This window comes from Blautia sp. JLR.GB0024, assembly GCF_037000545.1.
GTDB lineage: Bacteria > Bacillota > Clostridia > Lachnospirales > Lachnospiraceae > Blautia > Blautia celeris.
In genome coordinates, this window is the sequence record NZ_JBANBF010000002.1 from 469,447 (window position 1) to 493,463 (window position 24,017).

Annotated in this window: 26 protein-coding genes; 22 read left to right on the forward strand and 4 right to left on the reverse strand. The window is 49.5% G+C overall.

Going from position 1 to position 24,017, the window contains the following annotated elements; all coding sequences use genetic code 11:
- Positions 1-65 precede the first annotated feature (65 nt).
- From V8Q34_RS06225 to V8Q34_RS06245, 5 genes are all read left to right on the forward strand, one after another.
- On the forward strand, positions 66-923 hold the full coding sequence (locus V8Q34_RS06225; protein WP_033142728.1) for a carbohydrate ABC transporter permease: 858 nt from the start codon (positions 66-68) through the stop codon (positions 921-923).
- A 10-nt stretch (positions 924-933) separates the two neighbouring features.
- Positions 934-1,788: a carbohydrate ABC transporter permease gene (locus tag V8Q34_RS06230; RefSeq protein WP_033142704.1), complete on the forward strand. Its 855-nt coding sequence runs from the start codon at positions 934-936 to the stop codon at positions 1,786-1,788.
- 23 nt (positions 1,789-1,811) lie between these two features.
- Entirely contained in the window at positions 1,812-2,921 is a 1,110-nt protein-coding gene (locus V8Q34_RS06235) for a glycoside hydrolase family 172 protein (protein ID WP_033142705.1), read from the forward strand.
- Between the two features lie 10 nt (positions 2,922-2,931).
- A complete protein-coding gene (locus tag V8Q34_RS06240; RefSeq protein ID WP_335835085.1) occupies positions 2,932-4,167 on the forward strand; it encodes an ABC transporter substrate-binding protein in 1,236 nt (411 codons plus the stop codon).
- 104 nt (positions 4,168-4,271) lie between these two features.
- The gene (locus V8Q34_RS06245; RefSeq protein ID WP_033142707.1) at positions 4,272-5,444 is read left to right on the forward strand and encodes an NAD(P)-dependent malic enzyme; all 1,173 of its coding nucleotides are present in this window, start codon (positions 4,272-4,274) and stop codon (positions 5,442-5,444) included.
- A gap of 97 nt (positions 5,445-5,541) precedes the next feature.
- Here V8Q34_RS06245 and V8Q34_RS06250 read toward each other — a convergent pair whose 3' ends face one another.
- A complete protein-coding gene (locus tag V8Q34_RS06250; RefSeq protein WP_186970983.1) occupies positions 5,542-6,603 on the reverse strand; it encodes an acyltransferase family protein in 1,062 nt (353 codons plus the stop codon).
- Positions 6,604-6,809: 206 nt separating this feature from the next.
- Here V8Q34_RS06250 and V8Q34_RS06255 point away from each other — a divergent pair, with 206 nt between their 5' ends.
- Positions 6,810-8,201 (forward strand): CapA family protein, encoded by a 1,392-nt coding sequence (locus V8Q34_RS06255; protein ID WP_335835086.1) that lies wholly within the window; start codon positions 6,810-6,812, stop codon positions 8,199-8,201.
- Between the two features lie 56 nt (positions 8,202-8,257).
- Here V8Q34_RS06255 and V8Q34_RS06260 read toward each other — a convergent pair whose 3' ends face one another.
- Positions 8,258-8,506 carry a hypothetical protein gene (locus V8Q34_RS06260; protein WP_033142708.1) on the reverse strand — a complete coding sequence of 83 codons (249 nt, stop codon included), beginning with the start codon at positions 8,504-8,506 and terminating at the stop codon, positions 8,258-8,260.
- Between the two features lie 136 nt (positions 8,507-8,642).
- Between V8Q34_RS06260 and cysK the strand changes: the two genes are divergently transcribed.
- From cysK to ybaK, 3 genes are read left to right on the forward strand one after another with little or no spacing between them, the layout of a single operon-like run.
- Positions 8,643-9,572 (forward strand): cysteine synthase A, encoded by a 930-nt coding sequence (gene cysK, locus V8Q34_RS06265; RefSeq protein ID WP_186970982.1) that lies wholly within the window; start codon positions 8,643-8,645, stop codon positions 9,570-9,572.
- Between the two features lie 20 nt (positions 9,573-9,592).
- Positions 9,593-10,936: an MATE family efflux transporter gene (locus tag V8Q34_RS06270; protein WP_335835087.1), complete on the forward strand. Its 1,344-nt coding sequence runs from the start codon at positions 9,593-9,595 to the stop codon at positions 10,934-10,936.
- A gap of 13 nt (positions 10,937-10,949) precedes the next feature.
- Complete coding sequence (gene ybaK / locus V8Q34_RS06275; protein ID WP_054350442.1) at positions 10,950-11,444, forward strand: Cys-tRNA(Pro) deacylase; 495 nt, start codon at positions 10,950-10,952, stop codon at positions 11,442-11,444.
- Positions 11,445-11,539: 95 nt separating this feature from the next.
- Here ybaK and V8Q34_RS06280 read toward each other — a convergent pair whose 3' ends face one another.
- A complete protein-coding gene (locus V8Q34_RS06280; protein WP_033142712.1) occupies positions 11,540-12,154 on the reverse strand; it encodes a GDSL-type esterase/lipase family protein in 615 nt (204 codons plus the stop codon).
- Positions 12,155-12,419: 265 nt separating this feature from the next.
- Between V8Q34_RS06280 and V8Q34_RS06285 the strand changes: the two genes are divergently transcribed.
- The 12 genes from V8Q34_RS06285 to V8Q34_RS06340 all read left to right on the forward strand — a co-directional run bounded on the left by V8Q34_RS06285 (position 12,420) and on the right by V8Q34_RS06340 (position 22,683).
- Complete coding sequence (locus V8Q34_RS06285; RefSeq protein WP_186970981.1) at positions 12,420-12,929, forward strand: prepilin peptidase; 510 nt, start codon at positions 12,420-12,422, stop codon at positions 12,927-12,929.
- Positions 12,926-13,933, forward strand: a complete 1,008-nt coding sequence (locus V8Q34_RS06290) for a hypothetical protein (protein WP_335835088.1) — start codon at positions 12,926-12,928, stop codon at positions 13,931-13,933. Before V8Q34_RS06285 ends, V8Q34_RS06290 begins: the two co-directional genes overlap by 4 nt.
- Positions 13,917-15,110: a CpaF family protein gene (locus tag V8Q34_RS06295; RefSeq protein ID WP_335835089.1), complete on the forward strand. Its 1,194-nt coding sequence runs from the start codon at positions 13,917-13,919 to the stop codon at positions 15,108-15,110. The genes V8Q34_RS06290 and V8Q34_RS06295 overlap by 17 nt, the downstream gene beginning before the upstream one ends.
- Positions 15,100-15,837 carry a type II secretion system F family protein gene (locus V8Q34_RS06300; protein WP_052099551.1) on the forward strand — a complete coding sequence of 246 codons (738 nt, stop codon included), beginning with the start codon at positions 15,100-15,102 and terminating at the stop codon, positions 15,835-15,837. The genes V8Q34_RS06295 and V8Q34_RS06300 overlap by 11 nt, the downstream gene beginning before the upstream one ends.
- A complete protein-coding gene (locus V8Q34_RS06305; protein WP_335835090.1) occupies positions 15,827-17,062 on the forward strand; it encodes a type II secretion system F family protein in 1,236 nt (411 codons plus the stop codon). Before V8Q34_RS06300 ends, V8Q34_RS06305 begins: the two co-directional genes overlap by 11 nt.
- 41 nt (positions 17,063-17,103) lie before the next feature.
- A complete protein-coding gene (locus V8Q34_RS06310) occupies positions 17,104-17,271 on the forward strand; it encodes a Flp1 family type IVb pilin (protein ID WP_033142075.1) in 168 nt (55 codons plus the stop codon).
- 10 nt (positions 17,272-17,281) lie between these two features.
- The gene (locus V8Q34_RS06315) at positions 17,282-18,688 is read left to right on the forward strand and encodes a DUF5702 domain-containing protein (RefSeq protein ID WP_335835091.1); all 1,407 of its coding nucleotides are present in this window, start codon (positions 17,282-17,284) and stop codon (positions 18,686-18,688) included.
- A gap of 24 nt (positions 18,689-18,712) precedes the next feature.
- Positions 18,713-19,558 carry a TadE/TadG family type IV pilus assembly protein gene (locus V8Q34_RS06320; RefSeq protein WP_335835092.1) on the forward strand — a complete coding sequence of 282 codons (846 nt, stop codon included), beginning with the start codon at positions 18,713-18,715 and terminating at the stop codon, positions 19,556-19,558.
- On the forward strand, positions 19,559-19,999 hold the full coding sequence (locus V8Q34_RS06325; RefSeq protein ID WP_186970975.1) for a hypothetical protein: 441 nt from the start codon (positions 19,559-19,561) through the stop codon (positions 19,997-19,999).
- A gap of 12 nt (positions 20,000-20,011) precedes the next feature.
- Positions 20,012-20,437: a hypothetical protein gene (locus V8Q34_RS06330; RefSeq protein ID WP_186970974.1), complete on the forward strand. Its 426-nt coding sequence runs from the start codon at positions 20,012-20,014 to the stop codon at positions 20,435-20,437.
- A 61-nt stretch (positions 20,438-20,498) separates the two neighbouring features.
- Positions 20,499-21,872, forward strand: a complete 1,374-nt coding sequence (locus V8Q34_RS06335) for a DUF6382 domain-containing protein (RefSeq protein ID WP_335835093.1) — start codon at positions 20,499-20,501, stop codon at positions 21,870-21,872.
- 220 nt (positions 21,873-22,092) lie between these two features.
- Positions 22,093-22,683 carry a rhomboid family intramembrane serine protease gene (locus tag V8Q34_RS06340; protein ID WP_033142097.1) on the forward strand — a complete coding sequence of 197 codons (591 nt, stop codon included), beginning with the start codon at positions 22,093-22,095 and terminating at the stop codon, positions 22,681-22,683.
- 25 nt (positions 22,684-22,708) lie between these two features.
- Here the strand turns inward: V8Q34_RS06340 and V8Q34_RS06345 are convergent, their stop codons facing one another.
- Positions 22,709-23,434: a sensor histidine kinase gene (locus V8Q34_RS06345; RefSeq protein WP_103732468.1), complete on the reverse strand. Its 726-nt coding sequence runs from the start codon at positions 23,432-23,434 to the stop codon at positions 22,709-22,711.
- A gap of 161 nt (positions 23,435-23,595) precedes the next feature.
- On the opposite strand from V8Q34_RS06345, the gene V8Q34_RS06350 reads away from it, so the two are divergent.
- Positions 23,596-24,003: an HIT family protein gene (locus V8Q34_RS06350; protein ID WP_033142069.1), complete on the forward strand. Its 408-nt coding sequence runs from the start codon at positions 23,596-23,598 to the stop codon at positions 24,001-24,003.
- The last annotated feature ends 14 nt before the right edge of the window (positions 24,004-24,017 follow it).

Sequence of the window (24,017 nt, forward strand, 5' to 3'; positions counted from 1 at the left end):
AGCGGATCCCATCCCGCGGTGCCTTTTTGAGAGGAGGAAGCCAATTGACCATCAGTAAGAAATCAATGAAATGGATACCGTGGATCCTGATCCTGCCGGTTATCCTGATCCGTGGGTTCACAACCCTGTACCCCATCGGGGCAACCCTGAAAAACAGCCTGTTTGACATTAAGGTGCTGTCAGGTGTCAATGAATTTGTAGGACTCAGCAATTATATCAATGTGTTTAAAGACCCCAAGATCATTTCCTCGATCAGTTTCACCGTGATTTTCGTGGTGGTATCCATGGTCTTCCATGTTGTCCTGGGAGTGGCGCTGGCTCTTATCCTGAACATGAAATTTAAGGGGCGCCGGTTTTTGCGGACGATCGTGCTGATTCCCTGGGCCATGCCCGCTGTCGTGATCGGTATGGCAGCCAAGTGGGGATTTAACAATGACTATGGCATGATCAATGATTTTATCCGCCGGTTCGTGTCGGATTTCCAGTTTAACTGGCTGATCAATACAGGGTCCGCCAGGGCTGCGGTGATCGCCATGGACCTGTGGAAGGATCTGCCGTTCTTTGCCATACTGGTACTTTCCGGCCTGCAGTTTATTTCCGGGGATATCTATGAGGCAGCCAAGGTGGACGGGGCAAACGGCATACAGAGCTTTTTTAGGATCACGCTTCCTCTGATCACACGCAATGTGATCACCCTGTGTATTCCCTTTACTCTGTGGAGGCTGACCACCTTTGATCTGGTGTATGCCATGACATCAGGAGGACCGGGGGAGGATACGTCCCTGATCGCTTACCGGATCACCATGGAGGCGTTTACCAACCTGAACGTAGGGTACGCGGCAACGCTGGCGGTGATGCTGTTCCTTGTGATGGCGCTGTTTTCCTGGTTCAATATAAAGGTTATGAACAGGATGTCTGATTAGGAGGATGAACATGAGAGATACCAAGAAATACAGAATTTACAGAGGCTGCGTGACAGCCGGCAGATGGCTGCTGTTTGCAGTCGTGGCTTTCCTCATACTCTTTCCGGTGTACTGGATATTTATTTCATCCATCACACCGCCGGGTGAGCTGTTCCAGACACCCATTCAGTATCTGCCGAAACATCCCACGCTGGAAAGCTATCAATTTTTGATTGAAAATGTAGGATTACTTGCTAAAATAGGAAATACAGTATTGATCGTAGGTGTGACACTGGTTGTCAGCACAGTGCTGTGCGCCATGGCTGCCTATGGTTTTTCAAGGTTCCAGTCAAAGGCTGTCAGCATCGCGTTCGCGTTCATCATTGCGACCATGCTGATTCCTGAAGTGGTGACTGCAAGACCTTTATATGAGTTCATGCGGAAGGTTGGGCTTTATGATACATATCCGGGGCTTATCATTCTCTATATCAGCGCTGTGATTCCCTTTACCGTGCTGATCCTCAGGAATTTTGTGTCGGAGATACCGGTATCCTTGGAGGAGGCCGCGGCCATTGACGGGGCAAGCTTTTCCCAGAGACTCTTTTTAGTGGTCCTGCCGCTTATGAAGCCGGCCATTGCCACTGTATGCATTATCAACTTTATCACATGTCTGAACAACTTTTTTACACCGTTATACTATTCAAACGGTATCCAGGTGCTCTCCGTGGCCATCGTGCAGCTTCCCCTCCGGGACAATATGTACGGCGTACCGTGGGATCTGGTAAGTTCCATGGGATGGATCATTCTTCTGCCTATCATTCTTTTTGTGGCAGTGTTTGAGAAACAGATCATGGATGGAATCATGGCAGGCGGAGTGAAAGCTTAGAGAAGGAACAGGGAGGAAAAAATATGTACGATTATTTGGGCGGAAGTCTGGGAACACTGGCTTATGCAAAGCACGGAAGGAGCAGGGCCATTAACGCGGAGAACCCCACAGGGGAAAAGGGAAAGGGCGGTATGGCGGCAAGCCATCTGGGAGCATCCAGAAAGGGCAGCCCGTGTCTGCACCATATCGGCAGCGGGGAGACGGTCACACTGGCTGAGATAGAAGGGCCGGGAGTGATCAATCATATCTGGGTCACAGTGACGGATAAGACGACGGAGGCGGACTGTTTTGTGCTCCGGGACCTGGTGCTGCGCATGTACTGGGATGATGAGACGGAGCCGTCTGTGGAAAGTCCTCTCGGAGATTTCTTCTGCTGCGGGTTCGGAAGGGAATGTATCGTCAATTCCGTTCCCATGGCAGTGGTGCCAAGCCGGGGGATGAACTGCTATTTCCAGATGCCTTTTGGCAGGAAGGCCAGGATCACCCTGGAGAACCAGCACGCAAACCCCATCCCCGCCTTTTTCTACCAGGTGGATTACTGTCTCTATGATACGCTACCTGAGGATATTGCGTATTTCCATGCCAGGTGGCGGCGGGAGAGGATGACCAGGCTGCAGGAGGATTACGTGATCCTGGATCAGGTGAAGGGAAAAGGCCACTATGTGGGTACGTATATGGCGCTGACCACACTGGAACGTTACTGGTGGGGAGAAGGGGAGATCAAGTTCTATCTGGATGGAGATGAAGACTATCCCACCATCTGCGGCACCGGGACGGAAGACTATTTCGGAGGCTCCTGGAGCTTTGCAAAGCAGGTGGACGGCAGGACGGTGGAGCAGAATTACTGCACCCCGTATCTGGGATATCCCTACTATTCCGCCCATGATACGGCAGTCCATAATCTTTACCACAATGATGACTGCCCGCCTATGAGAGGCTTCTACAGGTGGCATATTCAGGACCCCATCTGCTTTGAGGAGGATCTGCGGGTGACCATACAACAGATAGGTGTGGGCCACAGGGGATTGTTTGAGCGCCAGGACGATGTGGCAAGTGTGGCATACTGGTATCAGGCAGAGCCTCACAATCCTTTCCCTGCCCTGATGAAGAAAGAGGAGCGCTGGCCCAGATAAGGTGTAGAAGGTGAAAAAATATATATTGGGGATTTTATTGGGAGTAGGTATTTTATGCGCCGGGTGCGGCGGGAAGGACCATAAGGTACAGGAGGTACCTGCGGATGAAAAAGCGTACGGGGAAGAGATCACACTGATGCATCCGGACGCGGACAAGGCGGAATTCAGGCAGTATATAGAGGCGGCAGAGAAGGAGCTTGACATGAAGATCCATCTGCTTGCCAGTCCCATCAATGCGGATAACCGCCATGCCAGGATCTCCACCATCCTCTCATCCGGGGATGATTCAGTGGATGTGATCGCTGTGAATGATGAGATGATCAATGAATTTAAGTATCAGGGGTATCTGGAACCTCTGGGGGATGATGTGATGACAGAGGAGATCTGTGCCTGCTATCCTCAGGACTATATGGAGAAAATCGCCATGGCAGAGGGGAAGGTGTATTCAGTCCCCTACATGATGGACCTTATGGTTTTCTGGGTCAATGAAAAGTTTCTGGACAAGGCAGGCATTGCGGCTGTGACAAGCCGCGGGGATTTTGAGAAGCTTCTGGACGGCAGATACGGGTATGGTAACTACGGGTACGGAAGTGCCTGGGAGACTACTTATGTCTACAATGAATTGTCACAGTTCATCAACATGTTCGGAGGGACATACGGGGACTGGAAGGATGAAAATACAAGACAGGCACTGGTGTTTTTACACGATATGGCCGAAGCGGACAAGACGCCCAGGGAGCAGCTTGTGGACCAGTATGAACAGATGGAGCAGAAATTCATACAGGGAAAGTACGGAGCCATTTTCATGTACAGCGGGGCCATGGACACCTTTTTAAGGGCAGGCGTGTACGGGAATGACAAAATCCATGCAGCGCCCATGCCTTTATTCAAAAAGAACGCCACAAATGTGGCAACATGGCAGTATGTGCTCAACAAGGCCTCTGTCCACAAGGAGGCGGCAAAGAAGTTTTTATCCTATGCGGCAGGGTATGAAGGAAGCGCTGCCTATGCGGAGCACATGAAGAAGCTGCCTGCACGTCTTGACATTATCCTGGAGGGAAATCTGGACATTCCGGACCTGGATATCCTGAAAAAATACGCGGAGGAGCTGGAACTTAAATCACGCCCCCTGTCGAAGACACCTATGAAGGACATTAAGGCCATAGGGGAACTTTTCCAGAAATATATCACGGATGAAATCAGCCTGGATGAATTCTGTCAGCGGGCAGAAAACGTGTTGCCCTGAGGCTTTTCTTATGCTAAAATAAAAGCGCACGCAGCCCGGGAAATTCTGCGGCTGCGGCTGTACAAGCAAACAACATGAGATTCCATAGGAAAAGGAGATAAATCATGAACGCAAAAGAATTCGCTTTAAAACAGCATGAGGAATGGAATGGCAAGATTGAAGTGATCAGCCGTGCAAAGCTGGAGACCCCGGAAGATCTGGCAGTGGCTTACACACCAGGTGTAGCTGAACCGTGCCTGAAGATCGCTGAGGATGTAGATTTATCCTATAAGTATACAAGACGCCACAATATGGTAGCAGTTGTGACCGACGGAAGCGCAGTTCTCGGTCTGGGCGACATCGGACCTGAGGCAGGTATGCCGGTTATGGAAGGAAAATGTGTGCTCTTTAAAGAATTCGGAGATGTGGATGCATTTCCTTTATGTATCAGAAGCAACGATGTGGATGAAATCGTAAATACCGTCCGCCTGCTGGCAGGAAGCTTCGGCGGTGTGAACCTGGAAGATATCTCTGCACCGCGCTGCTTTGAGATAGAGAGAAAGCTGAAAGAATGCTGTGATATCCCTATCTTCCACGATGACCAGCACGGAACGGCCGTTGTCACTGCTGCGGCAATGCTCAATGCTTTAAAACTCACAGGCAGAAAACTGGAGGACATCAAGGTAGTCACATCAGGTGCGGGAGCAGCCGGAATCGCCATTATTAAGCTGCTGGTAAGCCTGGGACTGAAGACTGTCATCATGTGCGACAGAAAAGGCGCCATCTATGAAGGACGCGGCGACTTAAATGCCGAGAAAGAGGAGATGGCTAAGATCAGCAACCGCGGCATGGAAAAAGGCAGCCTGGCAGATGTACTGAAGGGCGCTGACGTATTTATCGGTGTCTCTGCGCCGGGAACTGTGACAGAGGAGATGGTTAAGACCATGGCTCCTGATCCGATTCTCTTCCCAATGGCAAACCCGGTACCGGAGATCATGCCGGACCTGGCAAAGGCAGCAGGCGCAGCCGTTGTGGGAACAGGAAGAAGCGATTTCCCCAACCAGATCAACAATGTTCTGGCATTCCCGGGTATCTTCCGCGGTGCGCTGGATGTGAGAGCAAAGGACATCAACGATGAAATGAAGGTGGCAGCAGCGTATGCCATCGCCGGTCTTATCGACGAAAAAGAGCTGAACGCAGATTACATTATCCCGAATCCTTTTGACAAACGTGTGGCAAAGGCAGTTGCCGAGGCAGTGGCAAAAGCAGCCAGAGACACAGGTGTGAGCAGAATCTAAATCACGTTCTGCAGGATTTTTATCATCATGAAGCAAAGAGCTGCATTTCCGGCATCCGTATGGATATGGGAAATGCAGCTCTTTTCTGCGCATGTGATCACGCGGAGAGTCCTTTTTTTATCTTTCTGCCGAAACCGGCAGATTTTCCTGTAAAATGCCCCGAATTCTTTCCTGACCCGTCTCCGAAGAAGGAGGGAACAGGAAAGGAGGAAACCTTTGTCACGAAACGGTTCGGCCCGTCCATGGACAGAAGCCATGAGAGTGTCAGGCAAAAAACGATCAGCAGAATGCCCTGCCAGATTTCCGACACGGATTCCAAAAGTGGCGTGGCGCTCAGCACACTGTATACAAGGCCATGGAACAGATAGATAGGCATGGTACGCTGCCCGAGTCTGGAATAGCCGTGGGGTTTCCTGGAGATTATGGTGCTTATGAGGAAAACGGCCAGGAAGGACACACCATAGCAGGCCAGCCTTACCAGAATCCCTTCCCCGTACCCTGTGTCCATCTCCTCGTAGGAATATCTTCCGTAAAAGATTTTCGGTGTCAGGTGCACCCGGAAAGTAAGGACAAGGGCCAGGCAGCCTCCCAGATAGAGGGAAAACACGGCCAGCAGCCTGCCGGCTTTTTCTTTAATCTTCTCAAACCAATCCCTTTCAAAATGGTATCCCGCCAGGAAGAAGGGGAAGAATACCAGGATCCTGGGAATACTGAAAAAGTTATCAAGCTCCGTCATCCCCACCAGCAGTCCTGCAGTGACAGCGATAAATATGTGCCCCGGGATTTTTTTCAGATAAGGGGTAACCAAGCGCCAGAAAAACAGGGCCATAATGTACCACAGGGAGAATTTCGGTCTTGCAAAGTACAGACCCGTTTCCTTATGTATGATGAAAACATATAAAAAATAATAGATGAGTTCATAGACAAAATAGGGTATGACCAGCTTCTGCACCAGCTTTCCAAAGCTTATCTCTCTCTTGGAAAAGTAGCCGGATATAAAAATAAAGGCCGGCATGTGGAAGGAAAAGATCATCCATTTCAGTCCTGATAAAAACACATTATTGTCATAACACGGTTCTATAAAATGCCCCACTACTACCAGAACAATGAGAAGGGCTTTGTAATTATCGAAAAAGTAATCACGGTTTTTGGTTGACATAATAACACCTCTGACCTTTACGGATAAGATTCACAGTCTCGTTTTGTATGATACACCGTATGGAAAACAGGTGCAAATAGAAATTTGGGCCTTTTTTCCACTCACTGTTGGATAAATTTACATAGAAATAGAATTGTGTTTTACAGAATATTTGTTATAATGGTTGTATGCTTTCCAAATCGAATCAGGCAGAAAAGGGTGAATATATGAACGAAGACGAAAAAAGAGAAATCGAGAGAAAGAAAAGAATTCAGGCCCGTGAAGCAAGACGACGTCAGCAGGTGATGAAGCAGAGAATGATTCTTGCGGGGGCTGCTGTTTTAATATTGCTGGTCATCATTGTGAGTGCTGCAGTCGGCAGCCACAAGAAAAAAGTAAAGCAGGAAGAGGAGATCAAAGCTGCCCAGCAGAAAAAAGCGGAGGAAGAGGCTAAGAAAGCGGAAGCAGACAGTGAACTGCATTTCCTGGCGGTGGGAGACAATATCCTGCAGGATGCCCTGCTTGAAGTGGGAAAAGAAAATGAGGAGAACTGGAATTACGATTCTCTGTATGAGAAGGTGGCAGGAGATATCCAGGCAGCCGATCTGGCAGCGGTCAGCCAGGAGACACCTCTGGTCAATGACCACAAGGATGTGTCGGGAAGCGGGCTTATGGGAACACCCCTTGAAGCAGGTGACGCGCTGGCGAAGGCCGGATTTGACATTGTGACACAGGCAACCAACCATGCATTTGATAAGGGGAAGCCGGGGATCTTAAATTCTGCTGCATTCTGGCAGACCCAGCATTCCGATATCCAGCTTCTTGGCATCCATGCGGATGAGGCGGACGCGGAGAACCGTGTGAAAGTCATTGAGAAGAAGAACATGAAGATCGCTGTGATGAACTACACGTACGGGGTGGATGAGGAGGCTGGCTTTTCTGAGGCGGATTCCTTTATGATTGATGTCTACTCTGAGGACAAAGTAAAGGCAGATGTGGAAAAAGCAAAAGGAGAAGCTGATTTTGTCATGGTATTTCTCCATGCGGGAGCTGAGTATTCAGAGGAATTTTCCGATACGGCAAAGCAGAGGATAGATTTCCTGGCAGAGCAGGGAGTGGACGCGGTGATCTGCAGCAATCCCCATGTTCTGCAGTCTTACGGCATGATGCCGCGGCAGGATGGAAAAGAGATGCTGGTTTACAGCTCGCTGGGCAATTTTGTTTCCGCGGATAATCAGGTCAAAGGTCTCATCGGAGGTATGGCGGACATTACCCTGAAAAAGGACGGCAAGACCGGGGAAGTGACAGTCAGTGATTACAAGATGATACCGCTTGTGATGCACTATGACAGTGAAAAGAAAAACTGTGCGGTGTATAAGGTTTCAGATTACACAGAGGACCTGGCAAAAGCACATGGCATCCATCAGGAGACAGAGGAGACTTTTACTCTTGACAGCATCCGGGAGCTGGCAGCCAAGTATGAGGCCCCGCAGGCGTTTTCCCTGTCCGGGCAGACCGGTTCTGACGGAACAGAGACGGAAATAAAAGGAAAAGGCGTATCAGATAAAGATACGGACAATAAAGAGGACAGCACTTCAGGTGAGAAAGATAAAACCTGAACTTAGGGCGGAGATGTGTAAAGATACACAGCTCCGCCCTTTATACGGGAAACGGATTATTCTTCCGTATATTGTTCAGGAGAGAAGGGATAGACTTCTTTATAGGATTCCAGCTCTGCCTGGCTGGTGGGCGGTTTGTACATCAGCCCTGTCATCTCCATAGCTGCCTGACCGTCAAGGTCATCGGAGGAGCTGGATTCCACATGGTAGGTATCCCTGCTGCCTCCCTTTCCTCCATTGCCGCTTCCCTGGCCTTTTCCGCCTTTGCCGCCGCCTCTGTGGCAGTTTTCAGAATTATCTTTCATTTCGCACATCTCCTTTCACCGTTTCTCTTAGTATGTGCGAAAAACACGGGAAAATGCATTGACAAACAAAACAGGCATAGTCTATGCTTTTATCTGATGAAGAGAAACGGAAAAAATGTTAAGGAGTGGTCCCAATATGGAAAATATTAAAAAAAGCGCTGCGCAGCTTATCGGCAATACGCCTCTTATGGAGCTGTGTAATTATGAAAAAAAATATGAACTGCAGGCGCGGGTAATCGCGAAACTGGAGTACTTCAACCCGGCGGGCAGCGCAAAGGACAGAGTTGCCCTGAGCATGATCGAAGAGGCAGAGCGGGAAGGAAAGTTAAAGCCCGGAGCCACGATCATAGAGCCGACTTCGGGTAATACGGGTATAGGCATTGCCTCCGTAGCTGCCGCCAAGGGCTACCGCGCGATTCTCACCATGCCGGAGACCATGAGTGTGGAGCGGCAGAAGCTGCTTAAGGCTTACGGAGCTACAGTGGTTCTCACAGACGGCAGCAAAGGGATGCAGGGCAGCATCGAGAAGGCAGAGGAGCTTAGGAAGAGCATTCCCGGCTCTGTCATTATGGGGCAGTTTGACAATGAGGCCAATCCGGCAGCCCACGAGGTATCCACAGGACCGGAGATTTACAGGGATACAGACGGGAAAGTGGACATCTTTGTAGCCACGGTGGGAACAGGGGGAACCCTGACCGGCACAGGCAGATATCTGAAAAAGCAGAATCCCGCTGTTCAGATCGTTGCGGTTGAACCTGCGGAATCCCCGCTTTTATCAGGAGGGCAGGCCGGGGCGCACGGCATTCAGGGTATCGGGGCTAATTTTATTCCCGCTATTCTGGACAGGGATATTTATGATGAGGTGATCTGTGTCACCACAGAGGACGCCTATAAAACAGGCAATGACATTGCAAAGTGCGAGGGAATTCTTGTGGGAATCTCCTCCGGCGCTGCTGTGTGGGCAGCCGCACAACTGGCAAAGCGCCCTGAAAATGCAGGAAAAAATATAGTGGTTCTGCTTCCGGATACGGGAGACCACTATTTATCCACAGCCATGTATGACTAAAGTAAAGGACTGACTAAAATATGAAACAGACAGAAAATATCATGGGAACGAAAAAGGTCCTCCCTCTTCTCGTTTCCATGTCCATACCGCCCATGGTATCCATGATGATCCAGGCGCTTTATAATATTGTGGACAGCATGTATGTGGCGAGGGTCAGCGAGGATGCCCTGACGGCAGTCTCCCTGGCTTATCCCCTTCAGAATCTGATCCTGGCAGTATCCGTGGGCTTTGGCATCGGCCTGAACGCCTGCGTTGCCAGGGCGCTTGGGGCGAAGAACGTGGAGGAGACGGAGGCCACCGCAGCCCACGGCATTGTGCTGACAGGCGTGCACAGTGTTCTTTTTATACTGATTGGCCTTTTATTGGTCAAACCTTTTATAGGAATGTTCACTGACAATGCCCGGATTTATAAGATGAGCTGTGAGTATGCAGGCATTGTGCTCTGCTTTTCTTTCGGAAGCATGTATCATCTCTTTGCAGAGAAAATCTTCCAGTCCGTGGGAAATATGGTATTTCCCATGTTCTTTCAGGCCATCGGTGCAGTGTTAAATATTATCCTGGACCCGATTATGATCTTCGGCCTGCTGGGATTCCCCGCCATGGGCGTGAAGGGGGCGGCTGTTGCCACTGTCACGGCACAGATCACGGCCGGAATCATCGCCATGGTCTGCTATCTGAAGAAATGCACCCAGGTAAAACTGGACTTTCACGGCTTTCATTTTGACCGGGAGATCATAAAGAAAATATATATGGTTGGTATTCCCTCTGCCATTATGATCTCCATGCCTTCCTTGCTTGTGGGGGCGTTGAACTCCATACTGGCGGCATTTTCCGGGACAGCCATCGCTGCGTTTGGGCTTTACATTAAGATCCAGTCCTTTGTGTACATGCCGGCCAACGGCGTTGTGCAGGGAATGCGCCCCATTATGAGTTATAACTACGGCGCGGGCAGCAGAAAGAGGATGATGGAGACACTGAAAAGCAGCCTGCAGGTGGCAGGGGCCATTATGCTTCTGGGAACCGTACTTTTTCTGGCCTGCCCCGGGTGGATCATGAAGCTGTTTGACGCCGGGGATGAGATGATGCGGCTGGGGGTTCCCATGCTGCGGATCATCAGCCTTGGTTTTGTGGTGTCCACAGTGGGATGCGTGCTCTCCGGTTCTTTTGAAGCGCTGGGACAGGGCCTCCATTCTCTTCTCATATCCATGCTGAGGCAGCTTGTGATCATTGTGCCGCTGTCTGCCCTGTTCTGCAGAATATGGGGCATATACGGCGTATGGGTGACCTTTCCGCTGGCAGAGCTCATTGCAGCCGCGGCCGCAGTGGTTCTATTTAAAAGGTTCATGAAGAAACTAAAAGTTTAGGAGGGCAGTCAAAATGGCAAAAAACAAGGACAAAGAAGTGAAGACAAATGCCATGAGAATCCTGGATAAGAATAAAATTTCCTATGAGACCATCACCTACGAGTGCGACGAGTTCATAGACGGTCTGCACACGGCAGAGAAGACCGGCGCCCCCGTGGAGCAGTCCTTTAAAACCCTGGTGGCGCAGGGGAAAAGTAAGGAATACTATGTACTGGTCATCCCCATCGCGGAGGAAGTGGACTTAAAAGCAGCGGCCAGAGTGCTGGGAGAAAAGTCCATTGAGATGATCCATGTAAAAGACATCACAGCAGTGACGGGATATGTTAGGGGCGGATGCAGCCCCCTTGGCATGAAAAAGAAGTATAAGACCATCATCCAGGAGAGTGCAGAGAAATACAGTGAGATCTATGTGAGCGGCGGAAGGATCGGCTCCACCATAAAGGTAAACCCGGTGGATTTGGCCCGGGCAGCCGGGGCGGAGTTTGCCGCGTTTACGGTAAAAGAGTAAAAAAATAGAACTGTTGCGGAATATTGAAGCACCTGTATGGATGGGGTTTCAACATTCCGCGACAGTTCTTTTGCATTTGAGCAAAGGAGCAACGCTTACAATTTAAAAGCATTTCTGACGATTTCCGCCAGAATCTTCTGTCCGAGGACGGTCAGGTGGATGCCGTCTGTGGTGATGGCGTCGTAACCGTGCTTCTCGATTTCCTGTTCCAGAGGCTTCTGCAGCGGGATGAAATGCGCACTGTAATTTCTGGCAAGCTTGCGGATATTTTTGGACATTTTGTGCTGCCAGGGAACCCAGTCATCGTATTTTCCCTGTTTCGGAAAAATAAACGGTTCCAGTGTGATAACTGCTGCTGTGGTCTCTCTGGACAGATCAAACAGCATTTCGTGGTAAGCCCGGATACTGTCCTCCAGCATATAGAGCTTCTCCTGCTCTGAGACATCAGCCTGTACAATAAGGCCCACATCATTGATCCCTACCAGGATGCTTACATAATCCGGGTGGTAGGAAATGCAGTCCCTCTGCAGTACACCGGCAATTCGTTCTGTGATATTGCCGTCCACACCCTTATTCAAAACCCGCCAGTTGGGGTCAGTTCCTGTAATATAGGCCGCGAACTCGCTGACATATCCGTCTCCCAGAGGATTGTCAGATGTCATTCTGCCGGCATCGGTAATGCTGTCTCCTAAAAATACAATGATACCCATAGCGATTCTCCTTCGGCATATAACCATTTTCAGGCCATCTGATTGTATAATATACTATTTTAACTGAAAATGACCGTTATTGCAAATAGTAATTTTGTGAAGGGTTGCCAAAAAGACGTTTTGGTTATTTTTTCTATGGACAAGAGGTGCCGGGAAGTATATAATCATTTTCAAGCTAAGTCGTTAGCTTTTCTGTTTTAATCAGCCGTTCGGCAGATGGATTCCACGTTGATCACAAAAGTAAATAGTGAAGAGAGGTGTTTTTATGTCTTTAGAGACAGGTATGGCACTGTTTTTTTCCGCCGGGGCAGTCTGCACGGATTTATTCCTGGAAAAAGTGCCGAACAGATGGATCGTTCTGGGGCTTGCGGCAGGCGCAGTATGCCAGGGGCTGCTGCACGGCGCAGGCGGAATCCCATTTTATCTGGGCGGGGTATTCCTGCCTCTGGTTCTGCTGTTTCCGCTGTTCTGCTTCCGTATGATGGGGGCGGGTGACATCAAGCTTATGGCTGTCATGGGCGGAATCCTGGGAAGCTGCGGTATCCTGAAAGGGATGTTCTGTGCCTTTATTCTGGGCGCTGTTTTATCTTTGGCATTTCTTATTTCCTGCGGGAATCTGCAGGAGCGTTTTTCTTATTTTTTCCACTATCTGAAAGTTTGTAAAGAGAAGCATTGCCCTGTACCATACAGGAGGCAGGGCGCGCAGGCGGAGAATCTGCACTTTACCGTGCCGATACTCTTGGGAATCATGCTGTATGCGGGAGGTTTTTGTTGAGAAAGAAGATATTGGCAGTCTGCGATGAGGAGGCGTCTTATGCCTGCAGCTTCACCGCATGGCTGGAGAGGAAGGGGCACTATCCCTTTGAGTTTATTGCTTTTACCGGGGCGGATAAGGTCTGCAGCTATGCCAGGCAGCATTCTGTGGAGCTGCTGCTGGTTGCGGAGGGGACCATGTGCCCTGAGATCAGGGAGCTGCCTGTGGGCAGGCTTGTGATTTTGGACGAGGAGAACGGCACAGCGCCGGAAGAGCTGCCCGCTGTGTCAAAGTACCAGTCCTGCAAAAGAATCATGCAGGAGGTAACAGCCCTCTATGGGGAGGAAGTACGGTCAGAGGAAAGCGGGGCTTCTCCGGGAAGGAAGATGCACATTCTGGGAGTCTATTCCCCTCTGGGCCGGACGGGCAAAACTTCTTATGCGCTTGCGCTGGGCCAGATACTGGCAGTACGGTATTCTGTTCTCTTTCTGAACCTTGAAGCCTACTCCGGTTTTGAGGACCTGCTTTCCTGCAGCTTTGAGCGGAACCTGGGAGATTTATTTTACTGCATAAGGCAGAAGAAAGGCCAGCCCGCAGTACAGCTTGCCGCAATGGTGCGGGAGGCCGGGGGTATGCACTATGTTCCTCCGGTCACCATCCCGGAGGATGTGGAACAGGTGACACAGGAAGAGTGGCAGGTCCTGTTCGAGGAGCTGAGACTTTACAGCACATATCAGGTGCTTCTCCTTGATTTTGGCACAGGGGTCAGCCGGGCGTCAGGGCTGCTGGATGAATGCAGCAGAATCTATATGCCTGTTCTGCAGGACCGGATTTCCGCGGCGAAGCTTGCCCAGTATGAGACATGGCTGAAAACTGCGGGAAGAGAGGATGTACTGGAAAAGACAAAGAGGCTTCTCCTGCCGCCGGTGGACGGGGAAGGGGAGATGCCGTGGCCGGAGTGCCTTACCTCCGGAAGATTTGGAGATTATGTGAGAAAGCAGGTGCAGGATGGAGGCATTTTCTGAGCTTAGGAGCCGTCTGATGGAAAGGCTGGACAGCATGTGGGAGAGTACGGATGAAGAGGTGATGGAGCTTATTGACAGCCTGATCATGGAGGAGGGAAGAATGCTGGGCCTGAACCTTGGGCAGAAAAGCGCACTGCGGCAGGAACTGTTCTGCTCCGTCCGGAAACTGGATGTCCTGCAGGAGCTATTGGAGGATCCCGGCGTTACGGAGATCATGGTGAATGGCTGGCAGCACATTTTTGTGGAGCGGGAAGGAAAGCTCTCCCCCTGGGGGAAACATTTTACATCCCCGGAAAAACTGGATGATGTGATACAGCAGATCGCCGGAAGGTGCAACCGGGTCATCAATACCCTGCACCCTATTGTGGATGCCAGACTGGAGAACGGTTCCAGGGTCAATGCGGTCATAGCACCCGCGGCGCTGAACGGCCCAATCCTCACCATCCGCCAGTTCCCGGAGGAGCCTGTCACTATGGAGCGGCTGCTGTCCCTGGGAAGTGTGACCGAGAAGGCACTTAGGCTGCTGATCCCTCTGGTGCATGCCAAGTACACGATCCTCATCGGAGGGGGAACCGGGGCAGGGAAGACAACTATGCTGAATGCACTGTCCGCCTTCATTCCCGGGGATGAGAGAATCATAACCATTGAGGACAACGCGGAGCTGCAGATACAGGGGATTCCCAATCTGGTCAGGCTGGAGTGCAGGGCAGCCAACATTGAAGAGTCGCAGGAGATTTCCATGGCAGACCTTCTCAAGACCGCACTCAGAATGCGGCCTGACCGGATCATCGTGGGCGAGGTGAGAAGCGACGCGGAGGAATTGCTGCAGGCTGTCAATGTGGGGGCTGAGGGCAGCATGTCAACCATCCACGCCAATAGCTGCCGCGATATGGTCACAAGGCTGGAGACATTGGTTCTCATGGGAATCAATCTTCCGCTTCCGGCTGTCAGGAGGCAGATCGCGGCAGGGTTTGATCTGTTTGTCCACCTTGGCAGGCTCAGGGATAAGAGCCGCAGGCTGCTGGAAATCTGCGAGGTAGACGGGATGAATGAGGATGAAGTGCTGCTGCACCCCCTGTTTCTGTATGAGGAGGATCAGGGCCTGGTGCAGAAAGGGAAGCTGAAACACAGGGAAAAATTAGAAAGGGCGGGGATCATACTTGAAGATGGACTATGAACACTACAAACTGACAATTCTGGAATGGGCCAGATATCTGGGGGAGAGCGTACTTATCTGTGTGGTGATAGATGCGCTCTGCTACCAGAGCCTTATCACCTTTTTATTCATGCTGCCCATTCCTTTCTGGTATATCAGGCAGAGGAAACGCCAGCTTCTGATGCTGCGGCGCAGGAGGCTTCACCATCAGTTCAGGGATGCACTCAACGCTCTGGGAGCCGGTATCTCAGCGGGTTATTCACTGGAAAACGCGGTTCTGGAGGCGGGAAAGGACATGAACCGCATATACGGTCCCGACAGGGAGATCTCAAGAGAGATGGCGTACATGGCAGCGCAGATGCGTGTCAGTGTTCCCGTGGAGAAGCTGTTTTATGATTTGGGGAGCAGAAGCCAGGTAGAAGATATCCGCAGCTTTTCCGAAATCCTGGCACAATCCAAACGCATGGGCGGCAATATGCGGGAGACTATACAGAACTGTGTCAGTATCATGGAGGACAAGATTGACGTGAAAAAAGAGATTGACGCCATGCTGGCCGCAAGGAAAATGGAGCAGAACATGATGAGTTTCATGCCTGTGGGAATCATCCTCTATATGCGCCTGACATCGCCAGGATTTATGGATGTCCTGTATCACAATGCGGCAGGGGTCTGTATCATGACGATTTGTCTTGGCTGCTACGCAGCCGCATTTATCTGGGGCAGGAGGATTGTGGAGATTGAAGTCTGAAAAAATCTTTTCCGGAGAGAGAAAGGTCCTGGCTGCCGGAATCGCCGTGGTCCTTCTTGCAAACGCCGCCGGACTTACCCTGTACATCCTGGAAAAGAGGTCAGGTGACAGGGAAAACACGGAGTATCTGGAACGGCGTGAATTCGGTCAGGGGGATTATGAGGAGAAGCTGACTGTAAAGTCAGAGAAGGGAAACCAGGATATCACAGTACAGGTTCGCGAAAAGGAGTATGGAGAGGAAGAGGCAGAAGAAATCATTGAGCAGGTAAAAGAGGAGATGGACGCTCTGATTCGGGGAGAAAACAAGAGCCTGAACAAAGTGCAGCATCCGCTTTATCTGCCGGACCGCAGCCCTGATTTCCCGGTAAATCTGTCCTGGAGCACAGACGCGCCTGAGATATTGGATTGGGAAGGGAAGATAGGGGAAAATGCTGCAGAAGGAGGCACCGGCGTGAAGCTTACCTGCGACCTGAGTCTGGGGGAGGCAGAGGGGCGGTGGGAGAAAGAAGTCACCGTTTACCCGGAGCTGGTATCCCATAAGATAAAACTGGAAAGGGAGATACAGAGGGCAGTGGATGCGCAGAATCCGGCCTCCGGGGATAAGGTAAAACTCCCGAAAGAAGTGGATGGAACCAAGGTCATTTTTCGGAAAGAACAGAGCGGAAACGGATTGCTCATATCTTTGTTCGGCACCTTGCTGGGTCTGCTGATCCTGCCGCTGTACAGAGAGAAAGAAAAGGAAAAAGAGAGAAAGAAAAAGGCCGAAATGCAGGCAGATTACCCTGATATTGTGAACAGAATACTGCTGTTTCTGCAGGCCGGTCTGACCGTGCACAGTGCCATGGAGAAGATCGCAAAAGACTATATAAATACCTGCAGAATATACGGCAGAAAGAGGCGTCCGGCGTATGAAGAACTGGTGGAAACCTACCGCGAAATGGAGGGCGGAATGGCAGAGGTTCAGGCATATGAACGGTTTGGAAACCGCTGTGATTCACCGGAATATAAGGTCCTTTCCGTGCTTCTTGTCCAGAATCTGAAGAAGGGAAACCGGGGAGTTCTGGCACTTCTTGAGCGGGAGTCTGCAGCCGCTATAGAGGAGCGGAAACGAAAGGCGAAAATATGCGGTGAACAGGCGTCTGCAAAGCTTTTGGGGCCTATGTTCATACAGCTTGCACTGGTAATGGCACTGGTTATGATTCCCGCTTTTTTAAGCTTTTACTAGAGCATAACAGGGTAAAAATGTGTGGAAAGGGGGTGATAAATATGAAGGTATTCAGGGAGTTTTATGAGGATGAATCAGGGATCACGGTGATTGAAATTGTGCTCGTGTTAGTGGTTCTTATAGGGCTTGTCATCATCTTTAAAAAGCAGCTTACCAGTCTGATACAGAGTATTCTGTCCAAGATCACAAGCCAGAGCAACAGTATTTAGAGAGGTTGTTATGAGACAAAAGGGAAGTATGACCATTGCCATGTGTATGATGCTCTCTGTCATGCTTGGAATCGTGGCGGCAGGCATAAAGCTCTGCAGAGAACAGTATGCCCGGGTACAGGCCGTGAATGCGGCAGATACGGGACTGTATTCTGTATTCTCCGAGTATGAGAGGGATCTTCTGGAGGAGTACGATTTATTTTTTCTGGACAGCGGTTACGGCAGAGGAGCCATTGATGCATACCATGTGGTACAGCAGATGGAAAACTCCATGGCTCTGACTTTAAAAAGCGGCATCCGGGGAAGCAGGCAGGAGAGCTGTTCCATTACAGGATACAGACTGGCCACGGATAATGCGGGGGAGGCATTCTGTGCGCAGGCGGCAGAAGCTGTCAGGGAACATCTGGGCACAGCGGCTGTCAAACGCCTGAAGGAGTATTTAGGCAATACCAAAGAGGTGACAGAACAGCAGCAGGCGCAAAAGGATGCCGGTGCGCCTCCTATGCCTGAGGCGCAGACACCGGAGGAAACCGCACAGGAGAATACGGATGCGCCGCAGATCACCCCGGAAAATAATCCCCTGGAAATCATCAAACGAATACGGTCCATGGGGATTCTGGGTCTGGTTCTTCCGGATGATGCAGTGATTTCCGAAAAGGAAGCAGATGTTTCCGTTTTCACTTCAAACCGAAATCTGCAGAAAGGCATGGGAGATATAAAAGGCCGGGAATCCGGGGGAGTTGATAAACTTTTCCTTCAGGCGTATGCCATGAATAAGCTTGGAACCTACAGGGAACCGGGAAATCCGGGAGCCCTTGACTACCAGGTGGAGTACATTGTGGGAGGCAGAGGCAGCGACAGGGAGAACCTGAAGAAGACGGTAAACAGGATTTTACTGCTTCGGGAGGCAGCCAATGCGGCGTACCTCTATACAGACCCGGAGAAGCGGGCACAGTCCGGTGCGCTGGCTGCGTCCCTGTGTACTGCGCTGCTGATACCGGAGGGTGCTTTCGTTGTGGAAAAACTGCTGCTTCTGGGATGGGCTTACGGAGAAAGTCTTCTGGATGTGCGTCAGCTCATGGCAGGCGGAAAAGTCCCCCTGGTTAAGACCGGTGCAGGCTGGCAGTTAGAGCTTTCCAATATCGGACAGATATTTACCATGCTGCAGGAGGGACAGGCAAAGAATACTTCCGGGCTGGATTATAACGATTACCTGCAGATACTGTTGTTTGCATCCTCGGGACACAGCCTGGCATTCCGCTGCATGGATATGATAGAGCAGAATATACGGCTCAAACCCGGAAAAGAAAACTTCCGTATAGACTCCTGCATGGAATGTCTGGAGATGGAAACCCGTTTTTTAAGCCCATCGGGAAACCAATGGACAGCAGTCAGAAATTACGGATACGATATGTAAAAAGCAGAAAAGGGAGGGGAGCAGATGCCCGATGTAAAAGACAGACAAAGATGTAATAGAAAGGATTGGTACTCTCTTCAGCAAAAAGGCAGTCTGACACTGGAAAGCGCGGCAGTGCTCCCCCTCTATTTTCTTGCAATGGTGATGCTGGTCAGTATGATGGATATCTTCCGGATACAGACAATTCTGGTATCTTCTCTGAGTCAGAGTGCCAAGGAGCTGGGGATGTATGCCTACAGCATAGACGGGGAGAGCAGATCACCGGTTGGTGCCGTGACAGACGCGGCATGTATTGTTTATGCCTCAGCGGAGGTTCAGAAGAGAGTAAAAGGCGAGAACCTTACGGGAATTGTGGGAAAACAGGCAGGGATTACACTGCTGGGGTCATCATACAGGGATGGCATCGTAACATTGAAAGCAAATTATCTGTACAAAAGCCCTGTGTCGCTCTTTCCGGTTTTTCCGGTGAAGATAGAAGCTGCCGCCGCCGCACAGGCCTGGCTGGGATATAACGGGAACAAATACGGCAATACGGATGACAGTCCCGGCGGGGAGATGGTATATGTGACAGACTATGAAAGTGTATATCACACATCAGCGGACTGTACCCATATAAAACTGGCGGTAAAGCACGTGGGGATGCAGAGTGCAGTACAGGGAAGAAACGAGTATGGGGATAAATACTACCCCTGTGAAAAGTGTATGAGAGGACATGAGAAGGATGGGTTTGTATACATTACAGACAAGGGGAACCGTTACCACAGTGACAGCGCATGCGGCGGCCTTTCCCGCCATGTGCGGTTCATGAAAAAATCCGAGGCGGACAACAGAAATCTCTGTTCACGCTGCGGACAAAAACAGGGGGATTAGATGACAGAAAAGATAACAGCAGGTATTTTTCTTGCATTTATGGGGTGGGAAGATTCGAGAGGGAAAACGGTTTCTATCCGGAAGATTCTTTTATTTTTTGCGGGCAGCCTTATCTGTACAGCCTTAAAAATAAAAGAAGTTCCGGGGGAACTGTGGGATGTGTCACGGGATGTTATGCTGGGCAGTCTGCCCGGTATCTCTCTTTTGCTCTGTGGGAAACTATCCGGCTGGGCTGTGGGCAGCGCAGATGGAATCATTGTATTGGTGCTTGGAATCTATCTGGGCTTCTGGCAGGTTTTAAGTGTACTGTCGGGCGCGTTTTTAACGGCTGTTATGGCTGCCGGATTCTTACTGGCAGTGAAGAAAAAAGACAGGAAGTATGAGATACCGTTTATTCCCTTTTTATTTGCCGGGATGATGTTTAGCATTATCACAGGATGATACAGGAGAGATATGGATAGAAAAGACAGAAAAAAATTCGTATGCAGGGGGAGTTATACGCTGGAAGCGGCCTGCATCAGCGGTGTTTGGATGCTGACAGTGTTTGCGGTTCTGCTGTTGCTGACAGGAACCATAAAAAGAGGAGTATACACAGCAAAGGCATATGAGGCGGCTGTGGCAGGCAGCACGGAGGCTGTGCGCAGGCAGGGAGACGGGTTGGAAACTGCCCAGGAACGGCTTGCAGGTGAAAACGGAAATTATTCTGTAAACGGCAGCAAAAGGGAGATTACAGTCAATTATGAGGAATATGTGAAATATCCTTTTGCAGGTCTGCAGTGGCATATACAGGGCAATGCAAAAAGTAAAGTGATCCGCCCGGTGTCCTTTATCGGGAAGGTGAGAAGTGTGAGAAAATGGAAGGAAGAACTGATGGATTAAGCGGCGAGTTCCGGATGAAACAGAAAAAAGTACGGTTGTTCCGGGAAAAGGGGGAAAGAAAATGCAGGCAGAGTACAGAAGAGAGATGAATCACAGCTATCTGGTACTGAAGGCAGGCGGTACAGTAAATCCGCAGGGATATGAGATAAAAATGCTTCTTCATAACCAGCCGCCGGGACTGCTTCCCCTCTCTGTGCGTTATATAGACGGAGAACCCCTGTTTTATTATGAGGTGACATCCAGACAAAGCATCTTTGTGATGTATGAGGCGAAGAAGTTCGGAAGGGGGGATTTGGAACAGATATTCCGGGCCGCCGCGAACATAATGGAGGGATTGGAGGAATACCTGCTGGATGTAGGAACAATACTGTTCAATCCCAAATATATTTATATGGATACAGAACGGCAGCACCTTTATTTTTGCTGCTTTCCTGCAGAACGGAATCAGGAACAGAGCGGCATATTAGAGCTTACAGAATACATCCTTCCGAAAATAGACCATAAGGATGCAGGTGCCGTTGTTCTGGGATATGGAGTATACCGGGAGAGTGTGGAGACCGGAACGGGAGCAGATGAGATCCGCAGAGAACTTAGGAAAGTATCCCGGGAATCTGTAAAAGAAGAGGAGTACAGGGAGAAAAGGGTGTGCGCAGAGCAGGAGTTCAGTGGAGAGCCGGTGATGACAGAGGAGAAGAGAAAACAGGCTCTGGATGCCTTTTTTGAGGAGGAGGAAGACGTGGAGGAAAAACATCCGCTTTTAAATGCCGTGGGGTGTATTTTTACACTGGCGGCAGCAGCCATATGTGTCTATCTGCTTCTTCATTATGAGATTGCCAATGCGCTGCAGGTCTGCATAGGAATAGCAGTGGCGGCATCGGCTGCCGCTGTGGCTTTCGTTATGTTCCGGCTGAAGAACAAAAGGGAAGAGAAAAAGAAGCAGAAGCATGAGTTGGACCGGTTAGAAGCATGGGGATGGGAGCGGGATACCGAATATGAAAGAGAAGAGGAGAGGAATACAGAAAAACAGGAAGATAACGGCAAAAAAGAGAAGGATATAAAGCCGGACGATTTTGAGTCCTGCGGACCGACGATTCTTCTCTCAGCGGGGAAACGAAATGATGAAAATGCGTGTTTGCTCTGGGAGGAGGAGGGAAATCAAAAGCGGTTTGTGCTTGATAAAGAGATTGAGATCATTGGAAAGCTAACAGCAGCGGCGGATATATGTCTGAGACATCCTGCGGTAAGCAGGATACATGGCAGAATACGCAGAGAAGAAAATGATTTTTTTATATCGGATTTAAATTCAAAGAACGGTACCCTTTTAAATGACAGAATCCTGGAACCGGAGCAGGAATATTTGCTGCATAATGGTGACAAGATAAGTATTGCGGGAACGGAGTTACAGTATCTTAATTTTCAGAATAAGAGGGCCTGAATGGCTTATTTTAAACTGCACAATTGGAAGTATATGGTTGCGTTAACCTGGGAAAGAGCTTATAATGAAGCTATGTCCTGCAGGCAGGGAGTGATGAGTGGTTTGTGGTTATCGCAGGGCTGAGAACTATATCAGATAAGAAGAAAAAGGCAGGTAGTGCATGGTGGATTACAGTTACTGGAACCAGAGGCCGGAATCCGATTTCAGACGGTTTTTAAGGATGCGGAAGAGTGTTTTGATGAACACGATCATGATAGCGGTCAATGTTCTGGTGTTTCTGTTGACTGAAATAACAGGGTCATCACTGGACAGCAGGCATCTTATAAACTGGGGAGCTGCGTATACACCCTTCATAGAACAAGGGCATGAATATTACCGGCTTTTCACCTGTATGTTTCTTCATTTCGGACTGGCTCATCTGGGGAATAATATGTTGGTGCTTGCATTTCTCGGTGACAGCCTGGAAAGGGAAGTTGGCAGAATACGCTATCTTCTTATTTATCTGATTGGCGGAATCGGTGCCAGCTATATTTCTTATTACGCAGAGATAAGAGGAGGGGAGGCGGTAGTCTCCGCAGGTGCTTCCGGAGCGGTGTTTGCCGTGATTGGAGCACTGATTTATGTGGTGATGAGAAATAGAGGAAGACTGGGGAACTTTACAACAAGGCAGTTGGTATTCCTGGCTGCGCTTACACTTTATCACGGATTTACAAGTGCAGGAGTAGATAATGCAGCTCACTTTGGCGGGCTTTTATGTGGATTTGCTCTTGGGATCATTCTTTATCACGGAAAGAAAAGGCTGCCTTCATAGTGAAAGGCAGCACATTTTTGTGTGATTAGCTGATGGGAAGAACTACTTTGAATGTGGTACCTTCACCGGATTTTGATTTGAAGGAAATAGTGCCTTTGTGAGCGCTGACGATGCGCCTGCAGATAGGCAGACCGAGACCGGTACCTTCCTGTTTATGCGTGATAAACGGCTCAAACAGGTCGTCCTGATATTCAGAAGGAATACCGTTACCGGTATCCGATACCGTGAAGATGATGGATTCGCCGTCTGACTGTATGGCGCAGTAAATATGTCCTTCTGTTTCAATCGCGTCTGACGCGTTTCTTATCAGGTTGAGAAAAAGTTGACGAAGTTTAATACCGTCAGCTTTTATAACGGGTATTGGAGATAGTTTCTGCAAATCTATAGTGATATGCCGTTCATTCAAAGCCGGGGTCACAGATTCAATTACTTCGCAGAATGTATTATATATGTTGGAATTCTGCAGATTCAGTTTTTCAGAGTTATTGAAGGCGGATAATTCATTGAGAAGTGATTTTAGAAAATCCATATTCTCCATGATTTTTTGCCAGTAGTTATCCTGTATAAGTTCAGGATGCCGTCCTTCCAGTAGCTGCATAAAGCTGTTAATCAAAGTGACAGGATTTCTTATTTCATGAGAAACCTGGGAAAGCATAAACTGATGCTTCATTTTTAATTGCTGATAAAGCATCTTATAATCAGCAGTTTCGGGCATCCTGGTGCTCTGGTCAGTGCCGGATTGTATCGTCATTAGGTGTCCCCCCCTGTTCTTTCTTTACGTTGATAGTGTAGCACTGTTACTGCCAAATATCAAATAATTTCATAACCTAAAAAGCGCCAAAAAACGACAAACTAATGACAGAATGCCGTCGAAATGAGCCGGCAAAAGCAGCACAGAAAGGAGAAATAAATATGTCGGATTGTATTTTTTGTAAGATTGCAAACGGCGAGATTCCGTCTGCAACGCTCTATGAGGATGAGGACTTCCGGGTCATACTGGATCTGGGACCAGCAAACAAAGGACATGCTTTAGTTCTGCCGAAACAGCACTATGCCAATCTCTATGAAATTCCGGATGAACTGGCAGGTAAAGCGATGGTGCTTGCAAAGAAAATAATCACCAGAATGAGGGATGTTCTCGGCTGCGATGGTTACAATGTTGTGCAGAACAACGGGGAAGCAGCAGGCCAGACTGTTTTCCATTTCCATATCCATCTGATTCCGCGCAGCGTTGGGGACAATGCTGGGATTACATGGACGCCGGGCGAATTAACAGAGGAGGATAAGCAGGAAATCCTTGAGAAGTTTTCAATGGATTAGACTTCAGGAAAAGG

Bases quoted from the DNA above. Each gene is read 5' to 3' on its own strand.
- V8Q34_RS06245 (WP_033142707.1), top strand. From the start codon at position 4,272: ATGAACGCAAAAGAATTCGCTTTAAAACAGCATGAGGAATGGAATGGC.
- cysK (WP_186970982.1), top strand. From the start codon at position 8,643: ATGGAAAATATTAAAAAAAGCGCTGCGCAGCTTATCGGCAATACGCCT.
- V8Q34_RS06300 (WP_052099551.1), top strand. From the start codon at position 15,100: ATGGACTATGAACACTACAAACTGACAATTCTGGAATGGGCCAGATAT.
- V8Q34_RS06280 (WP_033142712.1), bottom strand. From the start codon at position 12,154: ATGGGTATCATTGTATTTTTAGGAGACAGCATTACCGATGCCGGCAGA.
- V8Q34_RS06225 (WP_033142728.1), top strand. From the start codon at position 66: ATGAAATGGATACCGTGGATCCTGATCCTGCCGGTTATCCTGATCCGT.
- V8Q34_RS06330 (WP_186970974.1), top strand. From the start codon at position 20,012: ATGGATAGAAAAGACAGAAAAAAATTCGTATGCAGGGGGAGTTATACG.
- V8Q34_RS06320 (WP_335835092.1), top strand. From the start codon at position 18,713: ATGCCCGATGTAAAAGACAGACAAAGATGTAATAGAAAGGATTGGTAC.
- V8Q34_RS06340 (WP_033142097.1), top strand. From the start codon at position 22,093: ATGCGGAAGAGTGTTTTGATGAACACGATCATGATAGCGGTCAATGTT.
- V8Q34_RS06335 (WP_335835093.1), top strand. From the start codon at position 20,499: ATGCAGGCAGAGTACAGAAGAGAGATGAATCACAGCTATCTGGTACTG.
- V8Q34_RS06255 (WP_335835086.1), top strand. From the start codon at position 6,810: ATGAACGAAGACGAAAAAAGAGAAATCGAGAGAAAGAAAAGAATTCAG.
- V8Q34_RS06345 (WP_103732468.1), bottom strand. From the start codon at position 23,434: ATGACGATACAATCCGGCACTGACCAGAGCACCAGGATGCCCGAAACT.
- V8Q34_RS06295 (WP_335835089.1), top strand. From the start codon at position 13,917: ATGGAGGCATTTTCTGAGCTTAGGAGCCGTCTGATGGAAAGGCTGGAC.
- V8Q34_RS06315 (WP_335835091.1), top strand. From the start codon at position 17,282: ATGAGACAAAAGGGAAGTATGACCATTGCCATGTGTATGATGCTCTCT.
- V8Q34_RS06310 (WP_033142075.1), top strand. From the start codon at position 17,104: ATGAAGGTATTCAGGGAGTTTTATGAGGATGAATCAGGGATCACGGTG.
- V8Q34_RS06250 (WP_186970983.1), bottom strand. From the start codon at position 6,603: ATGTCAACCAAAAACCGTGATTACTTTTTCGATAATTACAAAGCCCTT.
- V8Q34_RS06230 (WP_033142704.1), top strand. From the start codon at position 934: ATGAGAGATACCAAGAAATACAGAATTTACAGAGGCTGCGTGACAGCC.
- V8Q34_RS06350 (WP_033142069.1), top strand. From the start codon at position 23,596: ATGTCGGATTGTATTTTTTGTAAGATTGCAAACGGCGAGATTCCGTCT.
- ybaK (WP_054350442.1), top strand. From the start codon at position 10,950: ATGGCAAAAAACAAGGACAAAGAAGTGAAGACAAATGCCATGAGAATC.
- V8Q34_RS06325 (WP_186970975.1), top strand. From the start codon at position 19,559: ATGACAGAAAAGATAACAGCAGGTATTTTTCTTGCATTTATGGGGTGG.
- V8Q34_RS06270 (WP_335835087.1), top strand. From the start codon at position 9,593: ATGAAACAGACAGAAAATATCATGGGAACGAAAAAGGTCCTCCCTCTT.
- V8Q34_RS06285 (WP_186970981.1), top strand. From the start codon at position 12,420: ATGTCTTTAGAGACAGGTATGGCACTGTTTTTTTCCGCCGGGGCAGTC.
- V8Q34_RS06235 (WP_033142705.1), top strand. From the start codon at position 1,812: ATGTACGATTATTTGGGCGGAAGTCTGGGAACACTGGCTTATGCAAAG.
- V8Q34_RS06260 (WP_033142708.1), bottom strand. From the start codon at position 8,506: ATGAAAGATAATTCTGAAAACTGCCACAGAGGCGGCGGCAAAGGCGGA.